Genomic DNA, 20,493 nt, shown 5'->3' with positions numbered 1-20,493 from the left:
AAGGCGATCGACGACTTCCTGGCCGGCCCCGAGCACATCTTCTCGATCCTGGAATCCGGCCTGCCCGAGGTGCACCGGATGCGCAAGGAGTACCCGGACGCGGTAGTCCTGCCGTCGTCGGACCAGTTGCCTGAACCCTCGCAGCGCAACTACGAGATGAAGCCGCCGGTGCACCTCGGGCAGGCCGGATTCCAGGATCGAGAAGATGTGCTCGGGGCCGGCCAGGAAGTCGTCGATCGCCTTGTTCTGGATGGCGACAGTCGAATATTCAAGGCAGGAAAGGTGTTTCAGTGTCGCCTTGAAATGGCTGCGGACCAGGCCCGTGACATCGCCGTCCCAGTGCATGGCCGCCACCACCAGCCGGTTGCGCAGGTGGAAGTAGGCCTGCCAGTCGATGGCGTCGTCCTTATCGCTCCAGGCCATGTGCCAGATCGCCGCGCCGGGCAAGGTCGCGGTCGGGTAGCCGTGTTCGGCGGCGCGCAAACCGTAGTCGGCGTCGTCCCATTTGATGAACAGCGGCAGCGGCTGGCCGAGTTCCTCGGCGACGTCGCGCGGGATCATGCACGTCCACCAGCCGTTGTAGTCGACGTCGATACGACGGTGCAGCAACTTGCTGCGAGGGTTGTTGTCGCTCAACGGGAATTCGGCGAAGTCGTGGTCGTATTCGGTGTAGGGCGCCGCAGTCCACATGAAGTTCGCCCGGTCGACCATCTCCCCCATGATGTGCAGGTGCGACGGCTCCTGCAGGTTGAGCATCTGCCCGCCCACCAGCATCGGCGCCTTGGCGAAGCGGTGCATCGCGAGGATGCGCAAGATGGTGTCCGACTGCAACTCGATGTCGTCGTCCATGAACAGGATCTGTTGGCAGTCGGTGTTTTTCAGGGCCTCATACATCACCCGGCTGTATCCGCCGGAGCCGCCGAGGTTGGGCTGGTCGTGGATGGCCAGCCGGTCGCCCAGTGGCGCAGCGGCCGCGGCGAAGTCGGGGTGATCGCGGACCTTCGACGTGCCCTGGTCGGGAACGATGACCGCGCCGATCACCTTGTCCACCAGCGGATCCGCGGTGAGCTCGCGCAGCGCGTTGACGCAGTCGTTCGGCCGATTGAAGGTCGGGATGCCGATCGCGACGTTGGCGACACCCGGCGCGGGCTGGTCGGCGTACCAGCCGGCGCTGCGCAATGTCACGTCGGAGTCGGTGGTGATGTCGAACCAGATCCACCCCCCGTCCTCGAACGGCTGCAGGCTCACCTGGAATTCGAGCACTTCCGCGTCGCCGCCCGTCGAGGCGAAGTTCTTGCCCTCCACAAAGATTCGAGCTCCGGTGGCCTTCGTGCGGTAGACGTCGACCCGCCCCTTGCCGGTGACCTCGACGCGCAGTACCACCGACGTGCACGTCGTCCACCGGCGCCAGTAGCTGGCCGGGAACGCGTTGAAGTACGTCGCAAACGACACCTCGGATTCCGAGGGGATCTGCAGCGAGGTGCGGTTGCTGGCATGCGCGCGACGGGAATTCGTCGCCGACTCTTCCAGGTAGAGCTTGCGGACGTCGAGCGGCTCACCCGGGCGCGGCAGAATGACGCGCGCCAGCAGGCTCACCGCCTTGCTGGACTGCTCGGCTGCGGCCTGGGCTGCATCGTCAACCGTGGTCTTACTCATCCCCGGGTGCTTCCTCTGCTGTTCTCATCCAACGATGCGCCGTCGCGCAGGTGCGGCGCCAGGACGTTGTCGTACATATTCAGTGCGCTGGCAATCGCCATGTGCATGTCGAGATACTGGTAGGTACCGAGGCGACCACCGAAAAGTACCTTCGCCGAAGCGGTTTCGTGCGCCGCCCGGGTCCGGTATGCCTCGACCATCGCGCGGTCGTCAGGGGTGTTGATGGGGTAGTACGGCTCGTCGTCGTCCTTGGCGAACCGCCCGTACTCGCGCATGATGACCGTCTTGTCGGTCGGGTACTCCCGCTCCGGATGGAAGTGCCGGAACTCGTGGATCCGGGTGTAGGGCACGTCCTCGTCGTTGTAGTTCATCACCGGCGTGCCCTGGAAGTCGCCGGTCGGTAGCACCTCGAGCTCGAAATCCAGTGTGCGCCAACCGAGTCGGCCGTCTGCATAGTCGAAATACCGGTCCAGCGGACCGGTGTACACGACCGGGGCGTCGGGATTCTGCGCGCGGAGCTCATCGCGGATGTCGAACCAGTCGGTGTCCAGGCGAACCTCGATCCGGTCGTCGGCGGCCATCTTCTCCAGCCACGCGGTGTAGCCGTCGACCGGCAACCCCTCGTAGGTGTCGTTGAAGTAGCGGTTGTCGAAGGTGTAACGCACCGGCAGCCGGGTGATGTTGCTCGCCGGGAGGTTCTTCGGATCGGTCTCCCACTGCTTGGCGGTGTAGTGCTTCATGAAGGCCTCGTAGAGCGGGCGGCCGATCAGGCTGATGGCCTTTTCCTCGAAGTTCGACGCCGTCGCGGTGTCGAACTCCGCGGCCTGCTCGGCGATCAGCGCCCGGGCCTCGTCCGGGGTGAAGTAGCGGCCGAAAAACTGAGACACCAGTCCCAGTCCCATCGGGAACTGGTAGGCCTGGCCGTTGTGCATGGCGAACACGCGGTGCTGGTAACCGGTGAAGTCGGTGAACTGCCGGACGTAGTCCCACACCCGCTTGTTAGACGTGTGGAACAGGTGGGCGCCGTACTTGTGCACCTCGATGCCGGTCTGCGGCTCGGCTTCGGAGTAGGCGTTTCCGCCGATATGCGGGCGGCGCTCGACGACAAGCACCCGCTTGCCGAGCTGCGTGGCCACGCGCTCGGCAATCGTCAGACCGAAAAAGCCGGAGCCGACGACAAAGAGGTCAAAGCGAGTGGTCATCGGTTGCCTAGGGTATCGGACCGCGAGACCGTAGCCCGTCCGGCGCGTGGGTCTTAGCGGCACTAGGTCGGCTGCAAGCCCGAATACCGGCGTGGCGGGTAACGATTGGCCGAGATTTGGTGACGAAAGTCGCGATTGGTTCACGATTGGATCTCGTCACTCTAGTAACAACATTCACGTAAGTAACATCGGCCATGTGTCCGAGTATGCAGTCGTCAGACACCGTGCGCGCCCCCGGCGCGCATGACAGACCGCAGTCCAGATTGAGGAGACTTCCGTGCCGAACCGACGTCGACGCAGGCTCTCGACAGCCACGAGCGCGTTCGCCGCTCTGGCGGTCGCGAGTCCTTTTGCTTACATCGCTGTTTGCGACTTGACCGCCAAGCCGGCACCTGTGCACCACGAGTTCGTGCGGGCCGCGTCCATGACCGACCTTCCCGGCGAGCTGATGGGCGCGCTGACGCAGGGGCTGTCGCAGTTCGGGGTCAGCATTCCGCCAATTCCGAGCCTGACCGGCGCCACCACTCCGAGCAGCCTCGGTTCGCCCGGGTTCGGCTCGCCCGACCTCGCCAGCCCCGGCCTGACATCCCCGGGTCTGACCTCGCCGGGCCTGACCACGCCGGGCCTGACCACGCCGGGCTTGACGCCGGGCACCACGCCGGCGCTGACCACTCCGGGCCTGACGCCCGGTGCCACCACTCCCGGCCTGCCCTCGGCCACTACCCCCGGTCTCACCACTCCGGGTCTGACGCCCGGTGCCACGACTCCCGGACTGAGCACACCCGGCTTGACCAGCCCGGGCCTTACCCCCGGGGTGACCAGCCCGAACGCCTTTGACCCGGCCACGGGTGCCGGTGGTCTGGCCAACCCGAGCGAGCTGCCGATCAGCGACCCGGTCGGATTGGACCCCGGCGCGGGCGGCACCTACCCGATCCTGGGCGACCCGTCGTCGCTCGGCGCGGCGGCGCCGGCCCAGAGCGGCGGCCTCGTCAGCGACATGATGAGCGCAGCCAACCAGTTGGGTGCCGGTCAGGCGATCGACCTGCTCAAGGGCATGATCCTGCCGCAGCTACAGAACGCGGCCCATGGCGCGGCAGCCCCGGTTCCTCCGCCACCTGCGCCGGCGCCGATCCCCTGATCGCACACCCGGCTTCGGATTTCCCCCCGAAACGGCACCGCAGAAGTCGGCCCCTGGTCTGACCGGGATGACCCAAACTCTGCGGTGCCGTGCCGTGTGTACCACTTTGTTCACTTAAGTAGCGTGTCGAACCATTTGCACCATCAGGCACATACGTAACATCGGGACGTGCCATCCCGCCGTCGTCCGCCGACGATGTTGTTCACCGCCATCGCGGCGACCGTCGTCATCTTGCCGTGGGCGGTTACCTCGTCGGTCGGTCACCGGGAGTCCTCGCCCCGCGTCGGCGACATTCACCTCGCGCAGCAGCCGCTCGTCGGCCTCGGCGGTGGCGTCACGGTCCGCGAGATAAGCCAAGCCACACCGTTTTCCATGGTCGCACTCACCGGCGGCGACCTGACCGGAACCACCGCGCGCGTCCGCGCCCGGCATGCCGACGGCTCGTGGGGTCCGTGGTATGGCACCGAGGCTCTGTCCGCTCGAGGCGACGGCGTCGGCGCGGGACCACGCGGCACCGATCCGGTGTTCGTCGGCAAGACCACCACGGTGCAGATCTCGGTCAGCCGCCCAGCCGGGGCGCCCCGCACGTCAGCACCCAAGACAACGCCACCCCCAGGGCTGGGCTACCTCCCGGCCACCTCGGAACAGCCACTGGCACAAAATATCTCGGCGATTCTCATTTCCCCACCGCAGGCGCCCGCCGACACCCAGTGGAATCCGCCCACGGCCATCGTCGCGCCTGGGCAGGCCCCGGCCATCATCGCCCGCGCGCAATGGGGCGCCGACCCGGCGGTGCATTGCGGCAACCGGCCGTTCGATCAGCCCATCCGCGCCGCGGTGGTTCACCACACCGCGGAAAGCAACGACTACCAACCGCAGGACTCGGCGGGCATCGTGCAGTCGATCTTGGCGTACCACACGCAGATCCTGGGCTGGTGCGACATCGCCTACAACGCGCTGGTCGACAAGTACGGTCAGGTCTTCGAGGGCCGGGCCGGCGCCCTTCTCGGACCCGTGCAGGGCGACCACACCGGCGGATTCAACCGCGACAGCTGGGGGGTGGCGATGATCGGCAACTTCGACGACATCGCACCGGAACCGATCCAACTGCACACCCTCGGCCGGCTGATCGGCTGGCGACTCGGCATCGACCACGTCGACCCCAGGGGCACAGTCGCTTTGGCGTCGGAGGGCGGCGAGAACACCTACTTTCCGCAAAACGCCGTCGCGACGTTGCCGACCATCTTCGCCCACCGCGACGTCGGCGCCACCGACTGCCCGGGCAACGTCGCCTACGGGCTGCTCGACGAGATCCGCGACACCGCAGCGCATTTCAGTGGTCCACCGCGACCCGAAGACCTGGCCCTTTCGCTGCAGGGCGGCGCCATCTACGACCGCTGGCAGGCGATCGGGGGCCCCAGCAGCGTCCTGGGCGCCCCCACCTCACCCGAAGCGACCGGGCACGGCGACACGCGCTACGCCACCTTCGAGAAGGGCGCGATGTACTGGTCGCCGGAGACCGGCCCACAGGTGGTCACCGGCGCCATCTACGACGCGTGGGCCGCACTCGGCTACGAGCGTGGCGCGCTTGGCCTGCCGACCAGCTCGGAATTCCAAGAGCCGCAATGGGTTAAGCAGAACTTCCAGCATGGCACCCTGAACTTCGACCGGCTCACCGGACGGGTTAGCCGGGTGATCGACGGCGTCGTCGAGGAACTGCCGCCACCGCCCGCAAGCGGGCCGCCGGTTCAGCTGGAGCGGTTCTCCCCGGTCACCCCGGCGGCTTGACAAAAGCCGCGACCATCCCGGCTACATCCACCAGCGTTCGAGCACCCGGGCCACCCCGTCGTCGGCGTTGGTGGTGGTGACCTCGTCGGCCGCCGCGACCGCGTCGGGGTGCGCGTTACCCATCGCCACCCCGAGTCCGGCGCGTGACAGCATCGGCACGTCGTTGGGCATGTCGCCGAACGCGACCCAATCGGCGTCGGGAATGCCTAGCGGCCCAGCGATTTCGGCGATGCCGGAGCCTTTGTTCACACCCACCGGCACGATCTCGATCAGCCCGTTGTTGGTCGAGTAGGTCAGCTCGCCCGCGACCCCGACATGCTCGGCGAGCACGGCCGCCATGTCGGCGCTGCGCGCGCCGGCCTTGCGGACCAGCAGCTTGATCGCGGGCGCGCTGAGCAGGTCTTCGACGGAGACCTCGGTGTTGTCGGGGTTGAGCCAGGCATGCTCGTAACCCGGCGAGCTGACGAATTGCGGCGTCGCGCTGTCATGCGCCCTCTCGCCGACCCGCTCGACTGCCAGTCCCGCGCCGGGGATGACGCGGCTCGCGATCTCCGCCAGCTCGCACAGCGCATCCACCGACAGCGTTTTCGCGGACAGCACCCGATCCGTCTCCGGGTCGTAGATCACAGCGCCGTTGGCGCACACCGCCATGGGTGCGAACCCGAGCCCCTCGACCACCGGTGGGATCCACCGCGGCGGGCGCCCGGTGGCGAGCACGAACACCACGTCGGCGTCCACCGCGGCGCGCACGGCCGAGCGGGTGCGCGGCGTGACCTTTTCGTCTTCGGTGATCAGGGTGCCGTCGACATCGCTGGCAATCAGCGCGGGCAGGGTCAATGGATACCGCTCTGAGTCTCTCCCGGACGGGTCACGCCGTCGGTCCCACGCTTCTCCATGCGCTCCTGCAGCTCGTGCAGCCGGATCTGCTGCGAATCGTCACGCGTCGGCGCGCCGCCGCCGAGCCGTCGCGGCACCCAGTACTCGCCCGCAGGGTGGGGATACTCCTCCTGTACCTGATACAGCAGCTCGTTCATTGCCCGGCGCAGGTGGGCGTTGAGTTCCTCGGGTGTCCCGTGCGGGGCCAGCGGGCGACCCGCGGCGACCGTGATCGGGATCTTGTTGCGGAACAACTTCTTTTCATGGTCTTTAGGCCAGATGCGGTGCGCGCCCCAGACGATCACCGGGACGATGGGCACTTGCGCCTGCAGCGCCATCCGCGCGGCGCCGGTCTTGAACTCGCGCAGCTCGAAGCTGCGGCTGATGGTGGCCTCGGGATGCATGCCGATCAGCTCGCCCGCACGCAGCCGCTCGACCGCGGTATCGAATGCATCGTGCCCGTTGCGGCGGTCCACCGGAATCAGCCGGGCGTGCTTGATGACATAGTTGACCGCCTTCACGTCCGCCATCTCGGCCTTGATCATGAAGTACATCCGCCGGCCGCGCTCACGGGCGGCGAACAGCGGCGGCAGCCAATCCAGGTAGCTGGTGTGGTTCTGCGCCAGCACTGCGCCGCCGCGCTGCGGGATGTTCTCCAGTCCTCGGAAGGTGAACTTGGTCCCGTTCATCGCGACCACGGGCGGCACGACCCACTCTCCGAACCGGTAAAACGGCTCTGGCATGGTGGTCGCTCCTTCTATCCGCTGCGCTCGGCCCGGTTGCGCGCACGCTCGGCCTTTTCAGTGTCCTCAATAATTTTTGCCTCCGCTACCGTAGGTGCGCTGCCGCCCAGCCGCCGCGGCACCCAAAAAGCACCTTCGGGATGCGGATATTCCTCTTGAACGCGATGCAGCAGCGACGTCATTCCCTGCCGCAGGGCGGCATCGAGCTGCTCGGCATCGCCGGACGGCGGCAACGGCGGACCCGCGGCCACCGTCACCGGGATCTTGCGCCGGCCGAGATTGCGCGGGTGGTCCTTGGTCCAGATCCGCTGGGCGCCCCAGACGATCAGCGGCACCGTCGGGACCCCCGCCTCCAACGCCATCCGGGCCGCACCGGTCTTGAACTCCTTGAGCTCGAAGCTGCGGCTGATGGTCGCCTCCGGCATGAGGCCGACCACCTCACCGTCCTTCAGCAGCCGAACGGCCTCGGCGTAGGCGCGCGAACCCGATGCGCGGTCGACCGGAACGGTCTTGGTGTGCTTGATCAGGAAATTGACCACCTTCACCTGCTGCATCTCCGCCTTGATCATGTAGCGGATGCGCCGCCCACGGCGGTTCACGGCCAGCGCGGCGGGAAGCCAGTCCACGTAGCTGGTGTGGTTGACCGCGATGACGGCGCCGCCGGTGCGCGGAATGTGGTCGAGGCCTTGAAAGGTGATCTTGGTGCCGGTCGCCGCGACCAGGGCCTTGGCCGTGATCTCCAGGGTGCGAAACACCGGCTCCATGGCCGCTACTCGGTGCGACCCGCCTCACGGGCGGCACGCGCCGCCGCGCGCTGGCTGGCTTCCTCGGCGTCGAGTTGCGCCGCTTCGGCCAGGGTGGGCGCACTGCCGCCCAGACGCCGCGGCACCCACCACTCGCCGGCCGGGTGCGACGGATACAGGTCCTGCGCCTGCTCGAGCAGGTGCTGCATCCGGGAGTGCAGCAACGCGGTCAACTCCGGCGCCGGCAAGGTGGGCTGGATCGGCTCGCCGACCACGATCACGATCGGCACCTTGGGGCGGTACAGCTTTTTCGGGTGATCTTTCGTCCAGATCCGCTGGGCACCCCAGACGATGTGCGGGACGATCGGCACACCTGCCTCGATCGCCATCCGGGCGGCGCCGGATTTGAACTCCTTGACCTCGAAGCTGCGGCTGATCGTTGCTTCCGGATAGACGCCGACCAATTCGCCGGCTTTGAGCCGGTCGACCGCGGCCTCGTACGATGCTGCGCCGCTGGACCGATCCACCGGAATGTGCCGGCAGCCCCGCATGATCGGCCCGGTGATCTTGTTGTCGAACACTTCCTGCTTGGCCATAAACCGCACCTTGCGCTTGCGGTGCTGCTTGAAGGCGGGCAGGCCCGCGAGGGTGAAGTCGAAATAGCTGGTGTGGTTGATCGCGATGACGGCACCTCCGTCGGGGATGTTCTCCTCGCCGACCACCGTGAAGCGCAGACCCTGCACCCGCCAGGCCAGCCGCACCAGGGCAATCACTGTCCCGTATACCGGTTCCACGGTGATCAAGACTAGTGATCGCGGCTATGCCGCTCTAGCGGGTCGGGCGTTTCGCCACTCTCCGGCTAAGCTCGGGACGTCAGCGGAACGCAACAAAAGGGTGTCAGTGCAGGTCACAAGCATCGGCCACGCCGGCTTTCGGATCGATACAGCGGCCGGCAGCATCCTGTGCGACCCGTGGGTCAACCCGGCCTACTTCGCGTCGTGGTTTCCGTTCCCCGACAACAGCGGGCTGGACTGGGACACGCTCGGCGACTGCGATTACCTGTACGTCTCGCACCTACACAAGGACCACTTCGACGCGAAGCTGCTGACCGACCACGTCAACAAGGACGCCGTCGTGCTGCTGCCCGACTATCCGGTGCCGGACCTCAAAAATGCGTTGCAGATGCTGGGATTTCACCAGTTCTTCGAGACCACCGACTCGGTGAAGCACCGGCTTTCGGGGCCGAAGGGCGATCTCGACATCATGATCATCGCGCTACGCGCGCCCGCCGACGGCCCGATCGGCGACTCGGGCCTGGTGGTCAGCGACGGCGTCACGACGGTGTTCAACATGAACGACGCCCGACCGGTCGATCTGGACATGTTGGCATCCGAGTTCGCGTCCGTCGACGTGCACATGCTGCAGTACTCGGGCGCGATCTGGTACCCGATGGTGTACGACATGCCGGAGCGGGCCAAGGCGTCGTTCGGCATCCAGAAGCGGCAACGCCAGATGGACCGGTGTCGCCAGTACATCGCACAGGTCGGTGCGGCATGGGTGATCCCGTCGGCCGGCCCACCGTGTTTCCTGGACCCCGAACTGCGTCACCTCAACGACGACCACGGCGACCCGGCCAACATCTTCCCTGACCAGATGGTGTTCCTCGACCAGCTACGCAAGAACGCCCACGACCACGGCCTGCTGATGATCCCCGGCTCGACGGCCGAATTCACCGGCGCGCAACTGAATTCGCTGGAGCACCCGCTGCCCGTCGAGCAAGTCGAGGCGATCTTCACCACCGGCAAGGCCGACTACATCGCCGACTACGCCGCGCGAATGGCGCCGGTGCTGGCGGCGGAGAAAGCCGGCTGGGCGCCCGCTGACGGCGACTCGCTGCTGGAACCGCTGCGTGAGGTGTTCGAGCCGATCATGCTTGCCGGCGACGAGATCTGCGACGGCATCGGCTATCCCGTCGAGCTGGCGATGGGCCCGCAAACGGTCGTGTTGGACTTCCCGAAACGGACCGTGCGGGAACCGATTCCGGACGAAAAATTCCGCTACGGGTTCGCCATTCCACCGGAGTTGGTGCGTACCGTGCTGCGCGACAAGGAGCCCGACTGGGTCAACACCATCTTCCTGTCCACCCGGTTCCGGGCCTGGCGGGTCGGCGGCTACAACGAGTACCTGTACACGTTCTTCAAATGCCTGACCGACGAGCGGATCGCCTACGCGGACGGCTGGTTCGCCGAAACCCACGACGACTCCGCGTCGATCACCCTGGACGGCTGGGAGATTCAGCGGCGCTGCCCGCATCTGAAGGCCGACCTGTCCAAGTTCGGCATCGTCGAGGGCACCACGCTGACCTGCAACCTGCATGGCTGGCAGTGGAACCTGGAGAACGGCCGCTGCCTCACCGCGCGCGGCCATCAGCTTCGAAGCAGCCGCCAATGAGTGCCGACACCTACGACGACGGGCTGGTCCAACTGGACCGCGAGGCGATCACGTTGCGTCGCTACCACTTTCCCTCTGGAACCTCGAAAATCATTGCCCTCCAGCAGGTTCGCGGCTACAAGGCCGAACCGCTTGGTTTGCTCATGCACCGGTTTCGGCTCTGGGGCAGCTCCGATTTGCGCCGGTGGCTTCCGCTGGACATGAGCCGGCCGTTTCGGTCGACGCTGATCACGCTCGACGTGCCGGGCACCCGGCCCAGCCCGGCATTCACCCCGGCCCACGCCGACGATTTCACCGCACTGCTGGACCGGCTGCTCGACGATAAGAGCTAGCACCCCGTGCGCCGAGTGTGCAGGTTGTGCAAGGTAATTCGCCTAGTTCTTAGTCACAACCTGCACAGTCGGCGTCAGATAGCCGCTAGCGTCCCGAATCGGCCAGCGCCTGATGGGCCGCGTTGTAGCCGGGGATGAACGTGATGCCCGGTCCGCCGTGGCATCCGTTGCTGGCCAGGTACAAGCCGTCGACCGGAAGTGGTTGGCCGAGAAAGCCTTTCGGCCCGGGCCGGTTGGGCCCGACCTGGTTCGCGTGGAACAGCCCGTGGCAGTAGTCGCCACCGGGGGCGCCGAACATCACGCCCATGTGCCTGGGCGTGAACGTGGTGTGGCGGCTGATGCTGCGTTCGAAGTTGGGCGCCAACCGGGTGATCTTGTCGATCACTCGCTGTCCCATCTCGACCTTGGCCGCGCCGTAGTCCACGTCGCCCTCGATCGGGAACCACAGCGCGAACGCCGACGCGGCGTGCTTGCCCGGGGGCGCGAGGTCGGGATCGTTCTGCGAGGGCACCTGGAAGACGACGGACGGGTCGGCCGGCACGATCCCGCGCCGACAGTCCTCCCACTGCTGCTGGACCTCTTCGGGCGTGCTGAAGATGCCGATCGACGCCTGCATGCTCGGTTCGTTCAACATCTCGTACGGCGCGACGAACTCGGGCGCTTCATCCAGCGCGAAGTGCATCTGGATGTAGCTGCCGCGGTGGTCGATTCGCGTGTAACGCTCGCGAATGTCGGCGGTCAGCACCGCGGGATCGAGAAGATCGTTGACGGTCACATCGGGTGCCAGCGCCGAGATGACGATCGGCGCGGTCACCGTCTCGCCCGCCTCGGTGCGCACCCCGCCGACCTTCCCGTCGCCGACGACGATCTCGGTGACCTTCGTGCGCAGCCGCACCTCGCCGCCCTCACGCTCGAGCACGTCGACCAGATGCGAAGTGAGCGCGCCGATTCCACCGCGCAGCTTTTTCATCTGCATGGTCGCGCCGTCGGGTACGCCGAGCCCGAACGCCAGCGCGGCCGCGCTGCCCGGGGTGGCCGGTCCGCGGTAGAGCGTGTTGACCGCCAGCACGGTCATCGAGCCGCGCAGCGCGCCGTGTTTCTCACGGTCGCGCAGGTAGCGGTCCAGCACGTCGGTGACCGAGCCGAACAGCATTTCGTCGATCGCTGAACGCTCGAATTCGTTTGTGGCACAGGCATACATCTCGTCGAGCGTTTTCGGTGGCGCGCCGGCGTCGAACCGGCCGAGCGCCCGGGTCGGCGCCATGGCCCAGGCCATCAGCCCTGCCATGCCGTTGACGGCTTCGGCGCCGTGCACCTCGTTGAGGTGGGTGAACAGCTTGATCGGATCGCTGTACTGGATCATCGGGTCGTCGCCGACCCCGCGCAGCGCCACCGACATCACGTCCAGGTCGATGGCGGGTATCGAGTCCAGGTCCAGCTGTTCGCGAACGATCGGCGCGGTGGGGAACTGCACCGAGCCGGCGATCTCGAAGTGGTAACCGTCGAACAGCTCGACGGTGGACGCCATCCCACCCGCGTACAGCTTCGATTCCAGGCACAGCGTTCGCAGGCCCGCCTTTTGCAACAGCACGGCCGCTGCCAGCCCGTTGTGTCCGGCACCGATCACGATCGCGTCGTAGTCAGTCATCTCTCCGCCTTCCGCTCTGCTGAGCAGGTTGGCAGGGATGGGAAGTTTTGTCAATTATGACGAAACTTCGTCCGACCATGCCCCGTTGATGCCGCCGCGCAGCGTCTCCAATGCGAGGTGGCTGACGCGGGCCAGCTCGCCAAGCGAGCGGTCGTCGCCGACCATCCAGACCTCCATCGCGCCGAAAACGGCAGCGGCGATGCATCGCGCGGTGACGGCAAAGCGCACCCGTGCGTCCAAGGTCGGATCGGCCACACCACTGCGCCGTTGCAACTGGGTGACGATGGCGTCGGCGAAGTCGGCCTGCACATCCTGGATATGGCGAACGATCCGGCCCGGGTCGATCTCGTGATCGCGCAAGGCGGCGATCTTGGTAACGGCGTCAACGTCATACGGGAACGCGAAGATCGCGGCCTGCACCGAGTCGATGATCGATTCGCCGGCCGGCCGGTCGTTCAACGCCGCCCGAAACCAGTTCAACCCCGTGTAGTCGGCGAAAAGCAGATCGTGCTTGGACGAGAAATGCCGATAGAAGGTGCGTAGCGTGACGCCGGCGTCCGCGGCGATCTGCTCGGCCGAGGTGCCCTCGACGCCCTGGGCCAGAAATCGCACCAACGCGGCCTGCCGCAGCGCCTCGCGGGTGCGTTCGCTGCGCGCGGTCTGCGCCGGCCGAATCATCTCTGCAAATTACCCCAGAATCCGTTATGTCAATATTGACAAAACTTCGCTGCCGGGGTGAGACTGCGGCGATGGTCTCGCTTCTCACCCACGCAATCCTCGGCCTCGCCGTCATCACCTGGATCGTCACGTCCAACCGCCAGGTCTTCTCCCGGATCGGCGGTGGCGCCCTGTTCTCGCCGTTGGAGGCGCTGTACTACGTCATCGGCATCGCGTCGGTCGTCCTGGGCTGGTACTTCAATATCCGCTTCGTGCAGGAGTATTCGCAGGGTTCGACAAACCCGCTGTGGGGCCAACATGGCAGCTGGGCCGAATACGTGCGGCTGATGTTCACCAACCCGGCCGCCAGCTCCGCGAGCCAGGACTACACGATTGCCAATGTTGTTCTGCTGCCGCTGTTTACGATTGTCGACGGATACCGTCGCGGATTGCGGCGGCCGTGGCTGTACTTCGTCTCCAGCCTGTTCACCAGTTTCGCGTTCGCGTTCGCGTTCTACTTCGCCACCATCGAGCGTCAGCACCGGACGGCTTCGGCGCGCGAGTCGATCGACGCCTGAGCGCGGCTACGACGGCTCGAGCACCTCGGTGCCCACGAAGGGCACCAACGCGGCGGGAATCCGTACGCTGCCGTCGGGCCGCTGGTGGTTTTCCAGAATCGCGACCAGCCAGCGGGTGGTGGCCAGCGTGCCGTTGAGCGTCGCCGCGATCTGCGGCTTGCCGTTCTCGTCGCGATAGCGGGTGGCCAGCCGCCGCGCCTGGAAGGTCGTGCAGTTCGACGTCGAGGTCAGCTCGCGGTAGGCCTGCTGGGTCGGCACCCATGCCTCGCAGTCGAACTTGCGCGCTGCCGACGAGCCGAGATCGCCTGCGGCAACGTCGATTACCCGATAGGGCACCTCGATGCGGGCCAGCATCTCCTGCTGCCAACCGAGCAGCCGCTCGTGTTCGGCCTCGGCGTCGGCGGGGTCGCAGTAGACGAAGGCCTCGACCTTGTCGAACTGGTGCACCCGAATGATGCCGCGGGTGTCCTTGCCGTAGCTGCCGGCCTCGCGGCGAAAGCACGACGACCAGCCGGCGTAGCGCTGGGGGCCGTTTGAGAGGTCGAGGATCTCGCCGGCGTGGTAGCCGGCCAGCGGCACCTCCGAGGTGCCGACCAGATACAGGTCGTCGGCCTCGACGCGGTACACCTCGTCGGCGTGCGCGCCGAGGAATCCGGTCCCCGACATCACCTCCGGACGCACCAGCACGGGCGGGATGATCGGGACGAAGCCGTTGTCGGCGGCCAACCGGATCGCCATGTTCAGCAGCCCCAGCTGCAGCAGCGCGCCCTGGCCGGTGAGGAAGTAGAACCGCGAACCGGAGACCTTGGCGCCGCGTTCCATGTCGAGCAGGCCCAAGGCTTCGCCGAGTTCGAGGTGGTCCTTGGGATTGTCGATCGCGGTCGGTTGGCCGACGACGTCGAGGACGGCGTAATCGTCCTCCCCGCCGGCGGGGACGCCGTCGATGATCACGTTCGAGATCGCCATGTGCGCGGCGGTGAACACCGTCTCCGCCTCGGCTTGCTGCGCCTCCGCCGCCTTGACCTCGTCGGCGAGGTCCTTCGCCTGCTGCAGCAGCGCGGGCCGCTCGTCAGGCGACGCCTTGCCGACCTTCCTGCTGGCCGCTTTCTGGTCGGCGCGCAGCGAGTCGGCGGTGGCGATCGCGGAGCGGCGCGCGGTGTCGGCCGCCAGCAACGTGTCGACCAGCGCCGGGTCTTCGCCCCGCTTCGTCTGCGACTCGCGCACCGCATCGGGATTGTCCCGGAGCAACTTCAGGTCGATCACGGCCTAGAACCCTACTTGGTGCGCGTCGCCCATCCAGCAACCATTTCACTTCTGTAACAGCCGTCACGTTCCAGGGATCGCCTGTCAGAATGGAGGCGATGTGGCACCTACTCGAGCGCGACGAGCACGACGCCGCTGAGGCACCAGCGTCCGAGGACGCCGCCCCTCGGCGTCGGCTGCCGCGCGTCGGGTGGTTCGACTCACTCAACGGAACACTGCAGGCCTCGGCGACCCGGCGGGCGCTGCTGCTCACCGCGCTGGGCGGCCTGCTGATCGCCGGCCTGGTCACCGCGCTGCCGATCGGCGGCGGCCCGGGTCGGCTGGCCGGCTACATCGACCCCGTTCCGCCGACCGGCGCCAAGGGCAACGACGCATTCAACCGCGCGGCCAGCGGCAACTGCCTGATGTGGCCGGACCGGATGCCCGAGGCCGCCACCATCGTCGACTGCAAAGACGAGCACCGCTTCGAAGTCAGCGAGTCGATCGACATGCGCACCTTCCCGGGCTCGGAGTACGGCCCCTCCGCCCCGCCGCCCACGGCCACCCGTATCGAGCAGATCAGCCAGGAGCAGTGCGAGTCGTCGGTGCGCCGCTACCTCGGCGCCAAGTTCGATCCGAACAGCAAATTCGTCATCAGCATGCTGTGGTCGGGCGACAAAGCGTGGCGGCAGTTCGGCGAGCGTCGGATGCTGTGCGGTCTGCAGTTGCCGGGCGCGGGCAACCAGCAGGTCGCCTACAAGGGCAAGGTCGCCGATGTCGACCAGTCCAAGGTGTGGCCCGACGGCACCTGCCTGGGCATCGACCCCGCCACCAACCAGCCCACCGACGTCCCGGTCGACTGCGTAGCACCACACGCAATGGAAGTGACAGGCACGGTCAACCTGCTCGCCCGGTTCCCCGAAGGCCTGCCGCCCGAGCCCGAGCAGGACGGCTTCATCAAGGACTCCTGCACCAAACTGACCGACGCCTACCTCGCTCCGGTGCAGCTGCGCAGCACGACGCTCACGCTGATCTACAGCACGCTGTCGCTGCCGAGCTGGTCGGCCGGCAGCCGTCAGGTGGCCTGCAGCATCGGCGCCACCCTGGGCAACGGTGGCTGGGCGACGCTGGTTGCGGCGCCGGCGCCTGGCCCGGCAGGTGCTGATTGCCCTGGCGTTGGCTGCTCGATCCACCCGACGTCCCGCTCGGTCCCGTCGCATTCGACGAGCCATTCGATCCGGTCGACGACGCGCCCCCACCGCCATGGGTGTCCGGCGGGGTCGGTCCGGTCGGGATCGGCGGCAGGTTCAGCCGCTCCTGGGGGTCCGCCTCCGGGTGGCGCACAGGCACCTCCTCCCCCCGCGCCGGAACCTCCTCCGCCGCCACCACCTCCACCAGCGCCGGGGCCGTAGCGCCGTGGCCGTTCGGATGGATCCGCAACGGTTCGACGAACTGGTGTCCGACGCGCTCGATCTCGTCCCGCCGAAGTTGGCGGCCGTGATGGACAACGTCGTGGTCCTGGTCGCCGACCGGCACCCCGACGACGACGAGCTGCTCGGCTTGTACGAGGGCGTGGCGCTGACCGAACGCGACTCGCACTACGCCGGATCGCTGCCGGACACCATCACGATCTACCGCGACGCGCTGCTGGAAATCTGCGAGGACGACGAGCAAGTCGTCGACGAAGTCAAGATCACCGTGATCCACGAGATCGCCCACCATTTCGGCATCGACGACGAGCGGTTGCACGAACTCGGTTGGGCCTGACACCGCGATCGTGAAACTGAAGCCAGGGTCGTCACTTCCTGCCACGGCACAGCCGTAGTTTCTGTTTCACGGAACTAGCGCGGGCGCGGCACCGCGGATCTGTCGGCGATCGGTGCTACAAACGGCCCATGAACAACGACTGCCGCGACTGCCGGGCAGGCCTGGAGCACTGCCACGGAACGCTCATCCACCACTGGCTGCATCGCTCGGAATGCACCGACCAGGATTGCACCAGCCCAGAGTTGTTGCCGCACACGTTCGTTGTCGACTGCGACGCCGTCGGCTGCGACTGTGCGCACATCGATTCGCCGGCCGTCCTGGCAGGCTAGACCCGTCAGCCCATCGGGTCGGCGGTCGACTCCACCGGGTCCGCCACCGGAGCGAACGGCGGCAGCCGGGTACCCCACTGCTCGCAGCCCCAGCCATCGTCGCCACGCGGCGTCAACACCACGAACTCGGTGTTGGCCAAATGATGGTCGATCACGAAACTGCTTGGCACGTCGGCCAATATCGCAGTAGTCAGCCGGATCGCGGCCCCGTGGCTGACGACGACGATGTCCGCGGTCCAGCTGTCGTCGTCGAGGTAGCGGGTGCGTAGCTCGGTCAGCACCGGCAGGTAGCGGTCGAGCACCTGGTTGGCGTTTTCCCCGCCGGGCATCGACATGTCCCGCTCGCCCCTGAGCCAGCGGTCGTAGACGGCGTGGAATTCGTCGACGGCAGCGTCGTCGCTGCGATCTTCCAGGTCGCCGGCATGGACCTCGTGGATGCCCGTGACCTCGCGGGCTGGCACGTTGACCACGCCGCTGATCTCTTCGGCGGTCTGGATGGCGCGTGTCGCGACCGAATGCAACAGCAGGCCCGGCGGCGCCGGCAGTGCCTTCGCGAAGTCGCGCGCCTGCTCACGGCCCAGCGGCGTCAGCTCGGCTCCGGGCGGACGGGTGTCGAGGCGCTTGGCGACGTTGCCGAACGACTGCCCGTGCCGCACCAAGACCAGCCGACCGCTCACGGCGCCGTCCCCTTGCGCAGCGCGTCCAGCCAGCGCGCGGCGTCGTCCAGCTGCGGCGGCGGCGCCCCGGCCATGTCGCCCGTCGGCCAGGAGCCTAGGTAGCGCACGTCGGTGCACCGCTGATGCAAGGCCTTGAGCGCCTCGGCGACGGCGTCGTCGTCGAGATGGCCGACGCAATCCAGGAAGAACACGTAGGTGCCCAATTCGGTTCGGGTGGGCCGGGATTCGATGCGGGTGAGGTCGATACCGCGGATCCCGAACTCGGTGAGGGCCGAGACCAGCGCGCTCGGGGTGTTGGCGATCCGCAGCACCACCGACGTGCGGTCGGCGCCGGTTCGGGCCGGTGGCGGGCCGGGCCGGCCGACCAACACGAAGCGGGTACGGGCGTTGGCCTCGTCGACCACGCCTTCGGCCAGCGTCGAGAGGCCCCGGTGCGCGGCGGCCAGCGGAGAGCTCACCGCGGCGTCGACCAGTCCATCGGCGACTTGTTGCGCCGCGTCGGCGTTGGAGATCGCCGGATGTAGTTCGGCGGCAGGCAAATTGGCCGCCAGCCAGTGCCGCACCTGCGCGGCCGCGACCGGGAATGCGGCCAGCGTGCGAACGTCGGCGGCGGTGCGCCCGGGTTGGACGGCGATGCTGAACGCCACGTCGAGTGTCAGCTCGGCGAAGATCTGCAGCGGCCTCCCGATCGCCAGGCTGTCCAGTGTCGGCATGATCGAGCCGTCGATCGAGTTCTCGATCGGCACGCAGGCGAAGTGCGCCACACCGCCGCGCACCGCGTCGAGCGCGGCAGTGGTGCTGTCCACCGGCATCAGCTGCCAGGCATCCGCCGGACACGGCGGCACCAAGCCGGCGTCGGTCATCTGCAGCAGCGCCGCTTCGGTGAAGGTCCCCGCCGGACCGAGATACGCGATGCTGGCCACGACCGACAACCCTATCGGGTCGTAGGCCTTGCGCCGCCCGATCGTCTTTAGTTAAGTAAGGCTTACCTCACTTACAAGGACGGTCACCGATGACACTCGCTCACTGCCCGGCGCCGACGACAGCCGAACGGATCCGCAGCACCTGCGTCCGCGCCGGCGGCGCGCTGCTCGCAGTCGACAGCGCCGAGCCCCTCTCCACTCCCCTGCATCACCTGCTTGCCGACGGGTCGTTCGCCGTCCTCGTGCCCGCGACGTGCGACGCGGACGGCGTGCAGGCCGTGCTCGAGCTGGCCGATTACGCGCCGCTGCCGCTACGGGAACCGGTGCGCTCGCTGGTGTGGATCCGCGGTCTTCTGCATCAGGTGCCGTCGGCCGAGGTGCGCGAGATGCTCGACCTGATTGCCGCCGAGCACCCTCATCCGTCGCTGCTTCAGGTCCGCACACCGGAGTCCGGCCCGGTCGCCGCCGGGGACACGCAGTACCTGCTGGCCAGGCTGGAGATCGAGTCGGTGGTGGTCACCGACGCCACCGGCGCCGAGGCCGTCGACTCGGCGGCGCTGCTGGCCGCGCGACCTGACCCGTTCTGCGCGTTCGAATCCTGCTGGATCCGCCATCTCGACACCGCCCACCGCGACGTGGTCGCGCGGCTGGCCTCCCGGCTGCCGGCCCGGCTGCGGCGCGGCGACATCCGCCCGCTCGGCATCGACCGCTACGGGATGCGCCTGCGGGTGGAAAGCGCCGAGGGCGACCGCGACGTCCGGCTGCCGTTCCGAGCCCCCGTCGATGACGTGATCGGGCTGGGCAAGGCGATCCGGATGCTGATGGGCTGCCCGTTCGTGAACGGCTTGCGCGCCCGCCAGGACTGAACCTCGCCCACCGCCGGTTACCGTGTCGGGGTGGGTGCGCCCCTGAGCGACAGCGAACGCAGGTCGCTGCGCGTCGAGCTCGCGATCGTGCTAGGCGTGACGTTCGGCCTCAGCGCCATCACCGCGGCGTTGCAGCTCGCGGATTCCGTGCTGCGGGGTCTGAGCGCACAGCGAATTCCCCTCAACCCCAAGCGGTCCTACTTCGACCTGATCGATCTCGGCCTCAACACCACGGTCGTCGTGCAGCTGATCGCCTGGGGGGCGCTGGGGCTATACCTGTTGTGGCGCACCGGGTTACCACCTGCCGGCATCGGTTTGGCCCGGTTCCGCTGGCGCCCCGACCTACTCGGCGGTGTCGGACTGGCCGCCCTGATCGGGCTGCCCGGTCTGGCTCTCTACCTGGCGGCACGCGCCCTGCACATCAACGCCTCCGTCGTTCCGTCCGGCCTGGGCGAAACCTGGTGGCGGGTCCCGATGCTGGCGCTCACCGCCTTTGCCGACGGCTGGGCCGAAGAGGTGATTGTGGTCGGCTACCTGCTCACCCGATTGGGTCAGTTGGGCGTCGGGCCGCGCGCGGCGCTGATCGTCCGTCGTCAATACAGCCACCGCAGGTGACCGGCCAGCAGCGCATACCCGACGAACGCCACGGTGTCGATCAAACCGTGCGCGATCACCAGCGGCCACAGCCGGCCGGTGCGCTGCCAGGCATACCCGAACACCAAGCCCATCGCGATGTTGCCCAGTCCCGCACCGAAGCCCTGGTAGAGGTGATACGCACCGCGCAGCAGGCTCGACCAGACCAGCGCCGCGCGCGGCCCGACGCCCAACTGACCCAATCGGGTGAGCAGGTAGCCGACCACAATCACCTCTTCGGCCC

The 20,493-nt window shown here is 67.4% G+C and carries 20 protein-coding genes and 3 pseudogenes; 11 read left to right on the top strand and 12 right to left on the bottom strand.

Annotated features, from left to right (window positions below; all coding sequences use genetic code 11):
* Positions 1–6: 6 nt before the first annotated feature.
* Positions 7–99: pseudogene (locus A5658_RS29430) on the top strand (hypothetical protein); the annotation flags it as partial.
* A gap of 66 nt (positions 100–165) precedes the next feature.
* Here the strand turns inward: A5658_RS29430 and A5658_RS22340 are convergent.
* Together A5658_RS22340 and glf are read right to left on the bottom strand one after the other, a co-directional pair.
* Positions 166–1,656: pseudogene (locus A5658_RS22340) on the bottom strand (glycosyltransferase); the annotation flags it as partial.
* Complete coding sequence (gene glf / locus A5658_RS22335) at positions 1,653–2,858, bottom strand: UDP-galactopyranose mutase (protein WP_067340277.1); 1,206 nt, start codon at positions 2,856–2,858, stop codon at positions 1,653–1,655. The gene glf and the pseudogene A5658_RS22340, both read right to left, overlap by 4 nt.
* Before the next feature lie 277 nt (positions 2,859–3,135).
* Here glf and A5658_RS22330 point away from each other — a divergent pair, with 277 nt between their 5' ends.
* Complete coding sequence (locus tag A5658_RS22330; protein WP_067340275.1) at positions 3,136–3,996, top strand: hypothetical protein; 861 nt, start codon at positions 3,136–3,138, stop codon at positions 3,994–3,996.
* A gap of 168 nt (positions 3,997–4,164) precedes the next feature.
* A complete protein-coding gene (locus tag A5658_RS22325; RefSeq protein ID WP_067340272.1) occupies positions 4,165–5,784 on the top strand; it encodes an N-acetylmuramoyl-L-alanine amidase in 1,620 nt (539 codons plus the stop codon).
* Between the two features lie 21 nt (positions 5,785–5,805).
* Here the strand turns inward: A5658_RS22325 and A5658_RS22320 are convergent, their stop codons facing one another.
* Genes A5658_RS22320 through A5658_RS22305 form a run of 4 tightly spaced genes read right to left on the bottom strand, consistent with a single transcriptional unit; the run spans position 5,806 to position 8,940 of the window.
* Positions 5,806–6,621 (bottom strand): Cof-type HAD-IIB family hydrolase, encoded by an 816-nt coding sequence (locus A5658_RS22320; protein ID WP_067340269.1) that lies wholly within the window; start codon positions 6,619–6,621, stop codon positions 5,806–5,808.
* Complete coding sequence (locus tag A5658_RS22315) at positions 6,618–7,403, bottom strand: 1-acyl-sn-glycerol-3-phosphate acyltransferase (RefSeq protein ID WP_067340267.1); 786 nt, start codon at positions 7,401–7,403, stop codon at positions 6,618–6,620. Before A5658_RS22315 ends, A5658_RS22320 begins: the two co-directional genes overlap by 4 nt.
* Before the next feature lie 14 nt (positions 7,404–7,417).
* The gene (locus tag A5658_RS22310) at positions 7,418–8,167 is read right to left on the bottom strand and encodes a 1-acyl-sn-glycerol-3-phosphate acyltransferase (protein WP_067340264.1); all 750 of its coding nucleotides are present in this window, start codon (positions 8,165–8,167) and stop codon (positions 7,418–7,420) included.
* A gap of 5 nt (positions 8,168–8,172) precedes the next feature.
* Positions 8,173–8,940, bottom strand: coding sequence for a 1-acyl-sn-glycerol-3-phosphate acyltransferase (locus A5658_RS22305; protein WP_067340280.1), 768 nt, complete (start codon positions 8,938–8,940; stop codon positions 8,173–8,175).
* 106 nt (positions 8,941–9,046) lie between these two features.
* On the opposite strand from A5658_RS22305, the gene A5658_RS22300 reads away from it, so the two are divergent.
* Both A5658_RS22300 and A5658_RS22295 read left to right on the top strand, forming a co-directional pair.
* Positions 9,047–10,597 carry an MBL fold metallo-hydrolase gene (locus tag A5658_RS22300; protein WP_067340262.1) on the top strand — a complete coding sequence of 517 codons (1,551 nt, stop codon included), beginning with the start codon at positions 9,047–9,049 and terminating at the stop codon, positions 10,595–10,597.
* The gene (locus A5658_RS22295) at positions 10,594–10,929 is read left to right on the top strand and encodes a hypothetical protein (RefSeq protein ID WP_067340260.1); all 336 of its coding nucleotides are present in this window, start codon (positions 10,594–10,596) and stop codon (positions 10,927–10,929) included. Before A5658_RS22300 ends, A5658_RS22295 begins: the two co-directional genes overlap by 4 nt.
* A gap of 85 nt (positions 10,930–11,014) precedes the next feature.
* Here the strand turns inward: A5658_RS22295 and A5658_RS22290 are convergent, their stop codons facing one another.
* Positions 11,015–12,577: an NAD(P)/FAD-dependent oxidoreductase gene (locus A5658_RS22290; protein WP_067340258.1), complete on the bottom strand. Its 1,563-nt coding sequence runs from the start codon at positions 12,575–12,577 to the stop codon at positions 11,015–11,017.
* Positions 12,578–12,631: 54 nt separating this feature from the next.
* Positions 12,632–13,255: a TetR/AcrR family transcriptional regulator gene (locus A5658_RS22285; protein WP_067340256.1), complete on the bottom strand. Its 624-nt coding sequence runs from the start codon at positions 13,253–13,255 to the stop codon at positions 12,632–12,634.
* 71 nt (positions 13,256–13,326) lie between these two features.
* On the opposite strand from A5658_RS22285, the gene A5658_RS22280 reads away from it, so the two are divergent.
* Positions 13,327–13,812 (top strand): DUF2834 domain-containing protein, encoded by a 486-nt coding sequence (locus A5658_RS22280; protein WP_067340253.1) that lies wholly within the window; start codon positions 13,327–13,329, stop codon positions 13,810–13,812.
* Between the two features lie 6 nt (positions 13,813–13,818).
* On the opposite strand, the gene serS is transcribed toward A5658_RS22280, so the two are convergent.
* Complete coding sequence (gene serS, locus A5658_RS22275; RefSeq protein WP_067340250.1) at positions 13,819–15,075, bottom strand: serine--tRNA ligase; 1,257 nt, start codon at positions 15,073–15,075, stop codon at positions 13,819–13,821.
* An 89-nt stretch (positions 15,076–15,164) separates the two neighbouring features.
* Between serS and A5658_RS22270 the strand changes: the two genes are divergently transcribed.
* The 3 genes from A5658_RS22270 (at position 15,165) to A5658_RS22260 (ending at position 17,150) form a co-directional block, all read left to right on the top strand.
* Positions 15,165–16,466 carry a septum formation family protein gene (locus A5658_RS22270; RefSeq protein ID WP_067340247.1) on the top strand — a complete coding sequence of 434 codons (1,302 nt, stop codon included), beginning with the start codon at positions 15,165–15,167 and terminating at the stop codon, positions 16,464–16,466.
* 4 nt (positions 16,467–16,470) lie between these two features.
* The gene (locus A5658_RS22265) at positions 16,471–16,821 is read left to right on the top strand and encodes a metallopeptidase family protein (RefSeq protein ID WP_067340245.1); all 351 of its coding nucleotides are present in this window, start codon (positions 16,471–16,473) and stop codon (positions 16,819–16,821) included.
* Between the two features lie 128 nt (positions 16,822–16,949).
* Positions 16,950–17,150, top strand: coding sequence for a hypothetical protein (locus tag A5658_RS22260; RefSeq protein ID WP_067340242.1), 201 nt, complete (start codon positions 16,950–16,952; stop codon positions 17,148–17,150).
* Between the two features lie 5 nt (positions 17,151–17,155).
* Here the strand turns inward: A5658_RS22260 and A5658_RS22255 are convergent, their stop codons facing one another.
* Together A5658_RS22255 and pheA are read right to left on the bottom strand one after the other, a co-directional pair.
* Entirely contained in the window at positions 17,156–17,827 is a 672-nt protein-coding gene (locus A5658_RS22255) for a histidine phosphatase family protein (protein ID WP_067340240.1), read from the bottom strand.
* On the bottom strand, positions 17,824–18,750 hold the full coding sequence (pheA, locus tag A5658_RS22250) for a prephenate dehydratase (protein WP_156751603.1): 927 nt from the start codon (positions 18,748–18,750) through the stop codon (positions 17,824–17,826). Before pheA ends, A5658_RS22255 begins: the two co-directional genes overlap by 4 nt.
* An 89-nt stretch (positions 18,751–18,839) precedes the next feature.
* Here pheA and A5658_RS22245 point away from each other — a divergent pair, with 89 nt between their 5' ends.
* Complete coding sequence (locus A5658_RS22245) at positions 18,840–19,616, top strand: DUF2470 domain-containing protein (protein WP_067340236.1); 777 nt, start codon at positions 18,840–18,842, stop codon at positions 19,614–19,616.
* Positions 19,617–19,646: 30 nt separating this feature from the next.
* Positions 19,647–20,204: pseudogene (locus tag A5658_RS22240) on the top strand (CPBP family intramembrane glutamate endopeptidase); the annotation flags it as partial.
* 5 nt (positions 20,205–20,209) lie between these two features.
* Here A5658_RS22240 and A5658_RS22235 read toward each other — a convergent pair.
* The coding region (locus tag A5658_RS22235) for a CPBP family intramembrane glutamic endopeptidase (protein WP_156751602.1) at positions 20,210–20,493 on the bottom strand (284 nt) is incomplete at its 5' end.

Origin of the sequence: Mycobacterium sp. 1245111.1 (assembly GCF_001673405.1) — a bacterium.
GTDB lineage: Bacteria > Actinomycetota > Actinomycetes > Mycobacteriales > Mycobacteriaceae > Mycobacterium.
Note: the sequence above shows the minus strand (reverse complement) of the source record. Positions and strands in the feature narration are given on the sequence as shown.

Bases quoted from the DNA above. Each gene is read 5' to 3' on its own strand.
- A5658_RS22290 (WP_067340258.1), bottom strand. From the start codon at position 12,577: ATGACTGACTACGACGCGATCGTGATCGGTGCCGGACACAACGGGCTG.
- A5658_RS22315 (WP_067340267.1), bottom strand. From the start codon at position 7,403: ATGCCAGAGCCGTTTTACCGGTTCGGAGAGTGGGTCGTGCCGCCCGTG.
- A5658_RS22295 (WP_067340260.1), top strand. From the start codon at position 10,594: ATGAGTGCCGACACCTACGACGACGGGCTGGTCCAACTGGACCGCGAG.
- glf (WP_067340277.1), bottom strand. From the start codon at position 2,858: ATGACCACTCGCTTTGACCTCTTTGTCGTCGGCTCCGGCTTTTTCGGT.
- A5658_RS22270 (WP_067340247.1), top strand. From the start codon at position 15,165: ATGGAGGCGATGTGGCACCTACTCGAGCGCGACGAGCACGACGCCGCT.
- A5658_RS22245 (WP_067340236.1), top strand. From the start codon at position 18,840: ATGACACTCGCTCACTGCCCGGCGCCGACGACAGCCGAACGGATCCGC.
- A5658_RS22280 (WP_067340253.1), top strand. From the start codon at position 13,327: ATGGTCTCGCTTCTCACCCACGCAATCCTCGGCCTCGCCGTCATCACC.
- A5658_RS22260 (WP_067340242.1), top strand. From the start codon at position 16,950: ATGAACAACGACTGCCGCGACTGCCGGGCAGGCCTGGAGCACTGCCAC.
- A5658_RS22285 (WP_067340256.1), bottom strand. From the start codon at position 13,255: ATGATTCGGCCGGCGCAGACCGCGCGCAGCGAACGCACCCGCGAGGCG.
- A5658_RS22310 (WP_067340264.1), bottom strand. From the start codon at position 8,167: ATGGAGCCGGTGTTTCGCACCCTGGAGATCACGGCCAAGGCCCTGGTC.